This is a genomic window from Collimonas sp., assembly GCF_044339385.1.
In the GTDB taxonomy this organism is placed as follows: Bacteria; Pseudomonadota; Gammaproteobacteria; order Burkholderiales; family Burkholderiaceae_D; genus Collimonas.
In genome coordinates this window covers 1-12,290 of sequence record NZ_JBIIVN010000066.1, presented here as the reverse complement: position 1 = coordinate 12,290, position 12,290 = coordinate 1, and the positions used below count along the sequence as shown (strand labels likewise).

Here is a 12,290-nt window from a genome sequence, read left to right as displayed (position 1 = left end):
TTCAACACCAACTGTTTGATAGACTTATCCACAGCTGCTAACTCAAAACGCAGCGACCAGCCCTGGGTCACATTTCGATCAGCAGGCTGGGTCAAGATTCAATTAGCGCCAACAGGCCAGGCAACCGGACGCTGCCCTAACGCCGCCACGCAATCGTCGACTTCCCTGGTCTGTTCAGCGATATGAATATGTACCGGTGCTTGCGCATCCCACTGTCGCAACTGATGCAACATGGTTTGCAGCGAGTGCGGCGACACCGCCCGCAACGAGTGGGGCGCAACGCCGTAGCGCAAGCCTGCATGCTGCGGATGCGCCGCCTGCAAACCTTGCAATGCCGCCATAATCCAGTCTGGCGAATTGATGAAACGCGCCTGCCCGGCATGCGGTGCCTGAGCAGCGAATCCGCTGTGCTGATAGAGCACTGGCAGCAAGGTCAGGCCGATCCCGGCTTGCTGTGCTGCCTCGATCAGGCACACCAGATTTTCTGCCGGATCAGCATACGGTTTGCCGCCGACATCGTGATGCAGGTAATGGAATTCGCACACCGAGGTATAACCAGCCTGCAGCATCTCGATATACAGTTGCAGCGCAATCGCCTTCAGATCAGTCGCCGACAACTTGCCGGCGAACTTGTACATCAAGCTGCGCCAGCTCCAGAAACTGTCGCTACAACCGGCCGCCCCCTGCGAACGATATTCGGTGAGGCCGGCCATCGCACGCTGGAACGCGTGCGAGTGTAAATTGACGATGCCTGGCAGCACAGTCGCAGCAACCCGCGGCGCCAGCTCGGCAGCATCAGCAATGACATTGCTCAGAATGCCGGCCTCGTCCCACTCCAGCAGGACATTGTTGCGCCACCCCTGCGGCAACAGTGCACGATCGGCAATCAGCTGTCTTATTAGTGGGTTGTGCATGGCTGACCTCAGGTAATACAGCCACCACGCACCACGATGCGGCAAGGATTAAGGCCGGACCAGTAAGCGAGCTCGGCCAGTGAGTCAACCGACCAGACCACGAAATCCGCAGCTCGCCCCGGCTCAAGCAAGCCGTGTCGGGCGCTCTGGCCGATGGCTTGTGCGGCATGAATGGTAACGCCCTGCAGTACTTCCGCCACCGTCATCCGAAACAGTGTGCACGCCATGTTGAGCATCAGCAGCAACGAAGTAGTCGGTGAGGTACCGGGGTTGCTGTCGGTGGCCAGCGCCATCGGTATGCCATAGCGCCGCAACAAATCAAGCGGCGGTTGTCTGGTTTCACGGACGAAGTAATAGGCGCCCGGCAGCAGCACGGCCACGGTTCCGCTGTGCTGCATGGCGATCACGTCGGCTTCGCTCAGATGTTCCAGATGATCGACCGACAAGGCATTGAAACCTGTCGCCAGCTGCGTAGCGCCAATGTTAGAGAGTTGTTCGGCGTGCATCTTCACCGGCAAGCCCAGTTGTTGCGCGGCCTTCAATACGCGCTCGCTGTGGGCCACCGAAAAGCCGATATTCTCGCAAAATACATCGACGGCATCAATCAACCCTTCGCCATGCAGTCTCGGCAGCATGACATCGCAGACCAGATTAATGTATTCGTCGGCACGCCCTTGATATTCTGGCGGCAACGCATGGGCACCGAGGAAGGTGGTGTACACGGTAACCGGATAGTGCTGCCCCAAACGTCGCGCCACACGCAGCATCTTGCGTTCGCCATCCAGGTTCAAGCCGTAGCCAGACTTGATTTCAAGCGTCGTCACGCCTTCTGCCAGCAGCGCTTCCAGGCGCCCTGCCGCCTGTTCGAACAAGCTTTCTTCGTCGGCCAGCCGGGTGGCGCGCACGGTCGAGACGATACCGCCGCCGCGCCGCGCGATTTCTTGGTAGCTGGCACCGGCCAGGCGCAATGCAAATTCATCGGCACGATTGCCACCGTAGACCAGATGTGTGTGGCAATCGATCAGCCCCGGCGTGATCCAGCGGCCACCGACATCATGCCGCGGTAGCGCCGGATCGGCAAACTCGGGCGGCAGCGATGCCTCATAGCCAAGCCACACAATGCCACCATCGCGCACCACGATGGCGGCATCGAGCATGATGTTCTCAGGATTACCGGCTGGAGCAATGCGGGCGTTATGCCAGATGCCATCGCCGGACAAGGCTGGCTTAACTTGGTTGTGCGGCATGGCGGCTTTCCTGTTGCAAATTGATATGGATGCTGATTAATACACTATCGGCATGCAAGGAGCGCAGCGCTAGCGGAACGGCCATATCGTCGATATTGCCGCAGACCAGCGCTTGCCGCGCTGCCAGCATTGCCTGCTGGCCCTGATCGCTAACGACTTCCCAGCCGCCATGGACGCAATACAGCAAAGCGCAGCCTTCAGGTAAATGCTGGTCGCCATGCCAGACCATGACATCGCCTGCCGCGGCGCCACGGCGCAACATCAGGTTGAAATCGTGGCAGGTTGCACCATCGAGCCGTGCGAAAATCTGCTCCTCGCCACGAAAACGATGCGGCTGCCATGGCAATAGCGGCACAGCAGCGCCATCAGCGGCCACCAACTGCATGCCGGCTCCGGCCAGTAACGTGATCACACGATCAACCCCGGCAAAGCTGGAAAATCCGCCTGACCGGGCGAGCTCAGCAATGCTCACCCGCCACACGAACGTCTCGAATGAAGACTCAGTTGGGTAAATATAAAGCTCGCGCGTCACGCCGCCGCCGTTTTTCCAGGGCGTCGCGGGCAAGTCATCAAGGCGGATCAGTTGCATGGATAACTGCCGTTCTTCAAAGGTTTATAAAGCGTACAAGCCAGCAAACAACGATGCGCAACTGGCGCTGACAGCGCCTTGCAGCACCAACTGCTTAGCGACTTCGATATCCGGGGCGAAGAAACGATCCTTATCGTAGAACGCTACCTGCCGGCGCAGGCGCTGCAATACTTCAACCAGCAATGGCGACGTGGTCAGTGGCTGATGGCAATCGACGCCCTGCGCCGCCGCCAGCAATTCAATCGCCACGATGGTGGCGCTGTTGTGCGCCATCTCATGCAGGCGGCGGCCAGCGAAAGTCGCCATGCTGACGTGGTCTTCCTGGTTGGCGGAAGTCGGCAGGCTGTCGACACTGGCCGGATGCGCCAGCGATTTGTTTTCCGACGCCAGTGCAGCCGCGGTGACATGGGCAATCATAAAACCGGAATTGAGGCCGGACGATTGCACCAGAAATGGCGGCAAGCCCGACAGCGAGGAGTCAATCAGCAATGCAATGCGCCGCTCCGACAACGCGCCAATTTCGGCAATCGCCAACGCCAGGGTATCGGCAACAAAGGCCACCGGCTCGGCATGGAAATTTCCACCCGAGATAACTTCGTCGTGTTCGGCATAGATCAGCGGATTATCGGTCACCGCATTAGCTTCGATCATCAGCGTGCGAGCCGCATTACCGATCAGATCGACGCAAGCGCCCATCACCTGCGGCTGGCAGCGCAAGCTGTACGGATCTTGCACGCGCTCGTCATTGGCCAGATGCGATTGGCGAATGGCGCTACCGCTCAGCAGTTGGCGATAGATCCTGGCAGTGGCGATCTGCCCGGGCTGGCCGCGCACTTCATGTACGCGCGGATCGAAAGGCGCATCGCTGCCGCGCGCAGCGTCGACCGCCAGCGTGCCGGTTACTGCAGCCGCTTCCAGCACGCGCTCGGCCAGGAACAGCCCGTGCAAGGTCAATGCGGTAGAGACCTGAGTGCCGTTGATGAGCGCCAGCCCTTCCTTGGCGGCCAGCACGATCGGTGCAATACCAGCCTGCGCCAGCGCTTCCCTGGCATCGACCAGCTTGCCGCCGACCCGCACCTGGCCCTCACCCAGGATCGCCAGCGTCATGTGCGACAACGGTGCCAGATCGCCCGAGGCGCCGACCGAACCCTTGACCGGAATGTAAGGCATGATGCCGGCGTTGTAAATCGCCAGCAAGATATCGATCACTTGCGCCCTGATGCCCGAGAAGCCGCGCGCCAGACTGCCGATCTTCATCGCCAGAATCAGGCGCACCGCGGCGTCGTCCATCAGCTCGCCGGTGCCGACCGAGTGCGACAGGATCAGGTTACGCTGCAGCAGTTCGAGCTGTTCATCCGGAATGCGGGTCTTGGCCAGTTTGCCGAAGCCGGTATTGATGCCGTAGGCGGCAGCGCCGCGTTCGACAATCCTGGCCACAGTGGCCGCCGAGGCATTGATAGCGGTATAGGCGGCGGCCGGCAATTGCAGCGGCACGGCATCGGCCCAGATGCTGCGGATTTCTGCCAGCGACATTTTCCCCGGTTGCAGGGTCAACGCAGTTTTCATGTTCGGTTCTTTCACAATTCGTTATTTATAATTCACAATTGAGCACGCGCGGTTCGCTACCCATTTGAATTCTACGGAGAAATCCCGGTGCCACGCGGGCCAACAGGCCGCGCCGCCGCGGCTGCCTTATCGATTAATCATCGGCAAGTTCAGATTGTGCCGCTTGGCGCACTCTAACGCTGCCTCGTAACCGGCATCGGCATGCCGCATCACTCCCGAGGCACAATCGTTGACCAGTACTCGCGCCAGTCGCTTGGCGGCAGCGTCGGTGCCGTCGGCAACGATCACCATCCCGGCGTGCTGCGAATAGCCCATGCCGACCCCGCCACCATGATGCAAAGAGACCCAGGTAGCGCCGCCGGAAGTATTGAGCAAGGCATTCAATAGCGGCCAGTCGGACACGGCATCGCTGCCATCCTTCATGCTTTCGGTTTCACGATTAGGGCTGGCGACGGAACCAGTATCGAGGTGATCACGGCCAATCACGACCGGCGCCTTCAATTCGCCGCTGCGCACCATCTGGTTGAATGCCAGGCCAGCGATATGGCGCTCGCCCAGACCAAGCCAGCAAATCCGCGCCGGCAAACCCTGAAATGCAATCCGTTCGCGCGCCATATCCAGCCAGCGATGCACATGCTTATTTTCCGGGAACAGTTGCTTGATCTTGGCGTCGGTCTTGTAGATATCTTCCGGATCGCCGGACAACACCACCCAGCGGAACGGCCCCTTGCCTTCGCAAAACAGCGGCCGGATATAGGCCGGCACAAAACCCGGGAAATCGAAGGCATTCTCCACTCCCTGATCAAATGCAACCTGGCGGATGTTGTTACCGTAATCAACGGTCTTGATGCCCATCGCATAGAAATCCAGCATCGCCTGCACATGCCGGGCGCAAGAGCGGGTCGCATCGGCCGTCAAGCTGGCATGTTGCGCCGGATCGTTTTGCGCAGCGCGCCATTGCGCGACGCTCCAACCGACCGGCAGGTAGCCGTTGATGAGATCATGCGCGGAAGTCTGATCAGTGACCAGGTCCGGCTTGAGGCCGCCAGCTGTGGCGCGTCTGACCAGTTCCGGCAACACTTCTGCGGCATTGCCGAGCAGGCCGATGGAGACCGCCTCCTTGCGTTCGGTGTGATACTTGATCAGTTCCAGCGCATGATCCAGGTGCTTGGCTTGCTTGTCGAGATAGCGGGTGCGCAAACGAAAATCGATGCTGGATTGCTTGCATTCGATAGTCAGCGAAGCCGCCCCGGCCAGCGTCGCCGACAAAGGCTGGGCACCGCCCATGCCGCCGAGACCGGCGGTCAAAATCCAGCGCCCCGCCAGATCCCCGCCGAAATGCTGGCGCCCTGCTTCGGCAAAGGTTTCAAACGTGCCTTGCACGATGCCTTGGCTGCCGATGTAGATCCAGCTGCCGGCAGTCATCTGGCCGTACATGAACAAGCTCTTGCGGTCGAGTTCGTTGAAATGCTCCCAGTTAGCCCATTTCGGCACCAGATTGGAATTGACCAGCAGCACCCGCGGCGCATCGGCGTGGGTCTGAAATACGCCGACCGGCTTACCGGACTGGATCAACAGCGTTTCATCGTCGTTCAGGGTGGTCAATGCCTCGACAATCTTGTCGAAACAGGCCCAGTCACGTGCCGCCCGGCCGATGCCGCCGTACACCACCAGATCATTCGGCCGTTCCGCTACTTCGGGATCGAGGTTGTTCATCAACATGTGCAATGGTGCTTCGGTCAACCAACTTTTAGCGCTCAACTGGGTGCCGCGTGCTGCGCGGATGGTACGGCTGGGATCGCGGCGTGGATCGGTGCTGGTCACTGTGCTCATGGTGCCTGGTCTCCGTGAAAGTTGTTTGCCCAACAATGTCTGCATTCAACAGGCAAGTTGCATAGTCCAGCAAGATATAATGCCTATACAACTTAGTCAACCGGATTTCAAGCGAATTCATGCATACTGTGGGCCATGTTTGATAAACAGCGATCGGCAGCGATAACCCTGCACACAATCATGGCTTCAACGATTTCGATTGACTTCAAGCCAACTTGAACTTGCCTGCTGCGGTTGCCGTCGATTGCTGTAGTATCCCTGATGAAATTTATTGAGTAGGAGCCGGCATATGCATGGCGCATTAGCAAAGAACAACAAGGCAGTACCGTCGTTTCAACTGGTCAAGGATCACGTTTTGCAGCAAATCCGCAGCGGCGAATGGAAGCTGGGCGACCTGATTCCGTCCGAACGCGAACTGATGCAGCAATTCAATCTGTCGCGGATGACGGTCAACCGCGCGTTGCGCGAATTGACCGATAATCAAATGCTGGTGCGCATCCAGGGCTCGGGCACCTATGTCGCACCGGGGAAATATCAATCGACACTGGTAGAAATCCGCAGCATCGACGACGAACTGGTCGCGCGCGGGCATCGCTATCGCAGCCAGGTGCTGACGCTGGAAGCCAGCGTCACACCACTGGCGCTAAAGGCGCTCGGCGTCGACAGCGGCTCGGTCTTCTATTCGGTGATCGTACATTTTGCCGACGATATTCCGATCCAGCTGGAAGACCGCTATACCAATCCAGCTTTATTTCCCGATTATCTGCAGCAGGATTTTCATCGCATCACACCAAACCACTATATGGTGCAGGTAGCGCCGCTGGACAGGGCCGAATACAGCATCGAATCGAAAATGCCAGACCCGGCAGTGCGCAAGCTGCTGCAAATGGAAGCTGGCGAACCATGCCTGTTGCTGTCGCGCCGCACCTGGGTGCACGATACAGTGGCCACTTCGGTACGCTTGTGGCATCCCGGCTCGCGCTACCAGTTTACCGGCGGCTTCTGAGCCGGCGCAGTAGAATTTCAACTCTGAAGCAGTAAAAACAGGACATATCGCCTCATGTCGGCAAGCGCTAAAGCAACCTCCAAAGCAACCACTAACGCCATCGTTTCAAACGACGTACCGGCCAGTTGGTCCGACCTGCTCTCAGGCCGCAATGCGCTGCGCTCGATCATGCTGGCTGGCGGCATTGGCATGCACGCCACCAATGTCTATATCGTCACCACTATCCTGCCATCCGTTGTCAAAGATATCGGCGGCCTGGAATACTACGCCTGGGCTACTTCGCTGTTTGTGGTGGCATCGATCATCGCTGCCGGCGTCGCCTCACGCGTGGTCGACTGGCTTGGTTATCGCAGCGCCTGCCTGCTGGCGTTACTGGTATTCTCGCTCGGCTCGGCTGGCTGTGCGCTGGCGCCACACATGCTGTGGTTGCTGCTGGCCCGTACCGTGCAGGGTGTTGGCGGCGGCGTGCTGGTGGCATTGTCTTACGCGATGATCCGCGTGGTGTTCGCAGCGCCGCTATGGTCGCGGGCGATGGCGCTAATGTCGGGCATGTGGGGTATTTCAACGCTGTCGGGGCCGGCCATCGGCGGTATATTTGCCCAGATGGGTAGCTGGCGCGGTGCGTTCTGGGCGCTGCTGCCGGCTGCTATCATGCTGGCGCTGCTGATCCGGTTCACAGTAAAAGTCGCGCCGAAAAGCAGTACAGAAAACAAATCAGACAGCATCCCGATCCTCAAAATTGTACTGCTGGCGGCGGCCGTCATGTCGGTATCGGCGGCCAGCCTGTTCGGCAGCATCATCATGAATGTTGGCGGCATTGCATGCGGGGTGGCGTTAATCGCCTTGATCGCCTGGCTGGAACAGCGCGGCGGTACGCGCCTGTTGCCGAGCGGCGCATTCTCACTGCGCACGCGCATCGGCGCCTTGTACGCCACCATGATATTGATGATCCTGGCACTGACCACCGAAATCTACGTGCCTTACTTCCTACAGGTGATCCAAGGCCAATCGCCGTTGCTGGCCGGTTATCTGACCGGCATCATGTCTTGCGGCTGGACGCTGGCGGCCTTGCTGTTCTCCGGCTACAGCGGCAAGCGGGCCCGCTTTGTAATGATGGCCGGGCCGCTAATCGTCATCGCGGCACTGCTGGCGCTTTCACTGCAACTGCCTTCAGCGGCGCTGGTAGACAGTTACGGCCTGCTGCCTTTGTGTGTGGCACTGTTGCTGGTCGGTTTCGGCATCGGCATGGGGATGCCGCATCTGATGGCAAAAGTATTGAGCAGTGCGCCGGACGATGAAGACAACCTGGCCGCGTATTCGCTAACCACCGTGCAGCTGTTTGCCACCGCCATCGGCGCAGCGTTAGCCGGCATGGTCACAGCACTGGCCGGGATAGCCGATCCGGGCGGCGTGGCCGGCGCCGCTAATGCGGCGCATTGGCTGTTCATCTGTTTTGCAGCAGGGCTGCTGCTGGCCTTCTTCACAGTGCGCCAGGCCTTGCGCTTGAACGCCCTCGCTGCCATCAAGCGCAGCCAAGCGGAGGCATCTCTGTCATGAACAGCACGCCAGAAAAACCAACCGTCTCATCACTCAAAGCCAGCATCGAACGCGTCACCAGCGTGCATCGTTGGACCGACAAGCTGTTTTCATTCCGCACCACGCGTCCAGCCGGTTATCAATTCACGCCAGGCCAATTCGCCCGTCTCGGCGTCGTCTCCGGTGAAGAAATACTATGGCGCGCCTATTCCATCACTTCTGCCGCCGATGACAACGAATTGGAATATTTTCTGGTGCAAGTGCCGGGGGGGCAATTCAGCGAGCAGCTGAAAAACCTGAAACCGGGCGATCCCATGCTGGTTGAAAAATTCAGCTATGGCTTCATGACAACCGAACGCTTTGTCGATGGCGAAGATCTGTGGATGCTGGCTACCGGAACCGGCCTCGGGCCGTTCATATCAATCCTGCAAGACCCGACCGTGTGGCAGAAATTCCGCAATCTGATTCTGGTCCATTGCGTCAGAAATGCCGACGAACTGGCCTACCAGGAACTACTGGCATCGTTGCCATTCAGGCCGCAACTGGCAGTCGGCGGCGCGCGGCTGCAACTACTGCGCGCCACCACGCGCGACACCCGTGTCGCTGCAGGCAATCTGCAGGGACGCATCACCGGATTGCTGGCCGATGGCACGCTGGAAGCCGCTGCGGGTCTGGATATCAGCGTCGAGAAATCGCGCATCATGATGTGCGGCAATCCAGAAATGATTACCGCAACCCGCGAGCTGTTGCATCAACGCGGCCTGCGGCCTTGTCGGCGAACGGTGCCGGGACAGTTTGTCACAGAGGATTACTGGTGACTGGTAGTTAGCTAATCATCTGCAACAATTATTCGCTGATTTCTGGCTCGCCCTTCGGGAACGGATGCAAGCAATAGACTTTGCCGTATTTGCCTTTCATGTGCGGCTGCGGCCAGGTACCGCCGATTCGGTACAACACCGCATTGGCAAACATGACCGGCCCCTCGACCACCGTGGCTTGCTTGAATCCGCTTTTGGCGAGGCAAGCTTTGCGGGTGTCGGCCTGCAATTTGTTCCACGAATCGCTTGACGATGCAAAGGCCGCACCGCTTGCGGCAAACAGCAAGCCTAATAAAGTTACATAACGCATTTCTTTTCCTAGTCGTTGTAGTACATGTCTAAAATTGACGGTGATTAAGACCGGCTTCGACCGCACAGGTTCCGTTGATGCCATCATATTTCAAGCCATTGTCGGCGCACGTCAGAATTGCCCAGTAATTGCGCCGTGGTTCCGGCAAAAACAATCCGCCCACGTCCCATCACCAGCACACGGTCAGCGATTTCCAGCGCAATATCGAGCTTTTGCTCAACCAGCAACACGCCCAGCCCCTGCTCGCGCAAGCACTGCAAACACTGGGCAACCACGTTGACCATGGCCGGTGCCAGGCCTTCAGTCGGCCCATTCACCATGATCGCCTTGGGCGCGCCCATCAGGCTGCGGCACAAACTCAGCATCTGCTGCTCGCCGCCTGACAATGTACCAGCAGCCACATCGCGGCGCGCTGCCAGTTGCGGCATCAGGCCCAGCATGGCATCGATATCGAGGCGTTCGACGTTAGCGTCATGCTGTTGCCCTAGCAGCAGATTCTGCTGCACCGTCAAGCTCGGAAACACGGCACGCTCTTCCGGCACGTAAGCCAAGCCCTGACGCGCAATCTGGAAGGTTTTCAATCCTGACAATTCGACACCATCCAGCAACACCGAGCCGGTGCCGCGCAACATGCCCATGGCCGCCTTCAACGTGCTGGAACGGCCGGCGCCGTTGCGCCCCAACAACGCCACGATCTCACCGCGCCCTACCTCCAGGCCAACCCCATGCAGCACCTGCGCATCACCGTAAAAGGCGTGCAAACCACGGATTTGCGGCAGCGCACTCATGATCGCAACCCCGCTCCCTGCGCGCCGAGATAGGGCTCCTGCACCAGCCGATTGTGACGAATCGCCGCTGGTGTATCGCAAGCGATAATGCGCCCCTGCACCAGCACAGCAATACGGTCGGCCAGACCGAACACCACCTCCATGGCTTGCTCAATGAGCAACAGGGTCTTGCCGTGACTGACGCGCCGGATCAATGCCAGCGCCTGTACCGACTCATCGCGGCTCATCCCGGCGGTCGGCTCGTCGAGCAGCAGCACATCAGCCGCGCCAGCAATCGTGATGCCGAGTTCCAGTGCACGCTGGGCGGCATATCCCAGGGCACCAGCGGCGACGTCGTGCTGGCCTTGCAAGCCGCACAGTTGCAGCACCTCGGCGGTACGCCGGTTGACGCCGCCAAGCGCCGCCAAACGACGTCAGAAAGCGTAACGATAACCATGCGCTGCCAGCACCGCTACCCGTAGGTTTTCCCACACGCTCAGTTGCGGAAAAATATTGGTAATCTGAAAACTGCGCGCCAGACCAAGGCGACTCACCTGGAACGGGCTGAGACCAGCGATCTGACGGCCGCGCAGCAGTATCTCGCCGCTGCTGGCAACGTTGCGGCCGGAAATCAAATTGAACAGCGTCGATTTACCGGCGCCGTTGGGGCCGATCAACGCCAGCCGTTCACCTTGCCGCAATTGCAAATCGGCGCCACGGATAATCGCGGTGTCGCCAAATTTCTGGTGCAGATCGCCCAACTCCAATACGATCGGACAGGCAATTGCGCTCATCGCAGCGCCTCTTGCTGAATCATTGCCAGCGTGCGCAAATAACGCCGCCGGCAACACCGCCAGGCAGAGCGCATGCCTGCTGCCGCAACACACAATATTCCAGCCGCCAAACCAGTCAACCAGAGCGAAGCCGATAGCGCGCCATCAGCACTCTCGGCGGCATGTCGATACAGCGTCTCAATCAGGTACACGCCGGCGCCGCAGACAATCACGCCACTTGCAGCAAGCCAAAGGCAAGGGATTGCCAGGTGCCGCAACTGGCGTAACGTCAGCCGACGCCAGCTAGCCATCGCACTCATGCAGATTCCAGCCAGGCCGCCCGGCGCGAACAGTACGATCAGCATAAACAGCAAGCCCAGATACAATTGCCAGCCACGGGTATAGGCCGATAACAACCCGGAAAAAAGTACGCCGACCAAGGCCCCCAGCAGCGGCCCCAAAAAATGGCCGATGCCGCCGATATAGGTAAACAACAAAATTTGTGCCGAGCGCAGCAATCTGAGATTCTCGGCGCTGACAATTTCAAAATTAATCGCCCCCAACGCGCCGCCAATGCCAGCAAAGAAGGCTGCCAGCATGAACATCATATAGCGCACCCGGCGCGGGTCGTGGCCGATGAAAGCTGCCCGCTCCGGATTGTCGCGCACCGCGTTGGCGATGCGCCCTAACGGCGTGCGCGACAACGCATACATGGCGGCGCAGCAGATGAACAGCCAAAAGGCCATCAGGTAATACACTTGCAGCGGCGAGTCAAAATCAATGCCGAGCAATGGCGCGCCCAATACGCGGTCCGTGCTGACACCACTTTCGCCGCCAAACCAGGCGGGAAACATCAACACGCCCGCAGCCGCCATCTCTACCAGCGCCAGACTTACCATCGACAACGCAGTGCCCGATTTACGGGTGGTGA

11 protein-coding genes and 1 pseudogene are annotated in these 12,290 nt (G+C 59.2%); 3 read left to right on the top strand and 9 right to left on the bottom strand.

The annotated features are described in order from the left end of the window. Nucleotides 1-98: 98 nt before the first annotated feature. The 5 genes from ACIQ0R_RS06685 to hutU form a co-directional block, all read right to left on the bottom strand. The gene (locus ACIQ0R_RS06685; RefSeq protein ID WP_395825277.1) at nt 99-914 is read right to left on the bottom strand and encodes an amidohydrolase family protein; all 816 of its coding nucleotides are present in this window, start codon (nt 912-914) and stop codon (nt 99-101) included. An 8-nt stretch (nt 915-922) separates the two neighbouring features. Beyond that, on the bottom strand, nt 923-2,071 hold the full coding sequence (gene hutI / locus ACIQ0R_RS06680) for an imidazolonepropionase (RefSeq protein ID WP_395825280.1): 1,149 nt from the start codon (nt 2,069-2,071) through the stop codon (nt 923-925). Nucleotides 2,072-2,141: 70 nt separating this feature from the next. Then, nucleotides 2,142-2,750, bottom strand: coding sequence for a HutD family protein (locus ACIQ0R_RS06675; protein WP_395825274.1), 609 nt, complete (start codon nt 2,748-2,750; stop codon nt 2,142-2,144). A gap of 24 nt (nt 2,751-2,774) precedes the next feature. Then, the gene (hutH, locus tag ACIQ0R_RS06670) at nt 2,775-4,316 is read right to left on the bottom strand and encodes a histidine ammonia-lyase (RefSeq protein WP_395825271.1); all 1,542 of its coding nucleotides are present in this window, start codon (nt 4,314-4,316) and stop codon (nt 2,775-2,777) included. A gap of 126 nt (nt 4,317-4,442) precedes the next feature. Then, entirely contained in the window at nt 4,443-6,149 is a 1,707-nt protein-coding gene (hutU, locus tag ACIQ0R_RS06665) for a urocanate hydratase (RefSeq protein WP_395825269.1), read from the bottom strand. Between the two features lie 289 nt (nt 6,150-6,438). Between hutU and hutC the strand changes: the two genes are divergently transcribed. Genes hutC through ACIQ0R_RS06650 form a run of 3 tightly spaced genes read left to right on the top strand, consistent with a single transcriptional unit; the run spans nt 6,439 to nt 9,509 of the window. Further along, complete coding sequence (gene hutC / locus ACIQ0R_RS06660; protein ID WP_395825266.1) at nt 6,439-7,155, top strand: histidine utilization repressor; 717 nt, start codon at nt 6,439-6,441, stop codon at nt 7,153-7,155. A 54-nt stretch (nt 7,156-7,209) separates the two neighbouring features. Further along, entirely contained in the window at nt 7,210-8,712 is a 1,503-nt protein-coding gene (locus tag ACIQ0R_RS06655; protein WP_395825263.1) for an MFS transporter, read from the top strand. Continuing rightward, on the top strand, nt 8,709-9,509 hold the full coding sequence (locus tag ACIQ0R_RS06650) for a ferredoxin--NADP reductase (protein ID WP_395825260.1): 801 nt from the start codon (nt 8,709-8,711) through the stop codon (nt 9,507-9,509). Before ACIQ0R_RS06655 ends, ACIQ0R_RS06650 begins: the two co-directional genes overlap by 4 nt. A gap of 28 nt (nt 9,510-9,537) precedes the next feature. Here the strand turns inward: ACIQ0R_RS06650 and ACIQ0R_RS06645 are convergent, their stop codons facing one another. The 4 genes and pseudogenes from ACIQ0R_RS06645 to ACIQ0R_RS06630 form a co-directional block, all read right to left on the bottom strand. Next, nucleotides 9,538-9,819, bottom strand: a complete 282-nt coding sequence (locus ACIQ0R_RS06645) for a hypothetical protein (protein WP_395825257.1) — start codon at nt 9,817-9,819, stop codon at nt 9,538-9,540. An 83-nt stretch (nt 9,820-9,902) separates the two neighbouring features. Continuing rightward, nucleotides 9,903-10,607: an ABC transporter ATP-binding protein gene (locus ACIQ0R_RS06640; RefSeq protein ID WP_395825254.1), complete on the bottom strand. Its 705-nt coding sequence runs from the start codon at nt 10,605-10,607 to the stop codon at nt 9,903-9,905. Beyond that, nucleotides 10,604-11,380, bottom strand: a pseudogene (locus ACIQ0R_RS06635) (ABC transporter ATP-binding protein). The gene ACIQ0R_RS06640 and the pseudogene ACIQ0R_RS06635 overlap by 4 nt, the downstream one beginning before the upstream one ends. Next, nucleotides 11,377-12,290 (bottom strand): branched-chain amino acid ABC transporter permease (locus ACIQ0R_RS06630; RefSeq protein WP_395825251.1); only part of this gene is annotated, 914 nt, incomplete at its 5' end. The gene ACIQ0R_RS06630 and the pseudogene ACIQ0R_RS06635, both read right to left, overlap by 4 nt.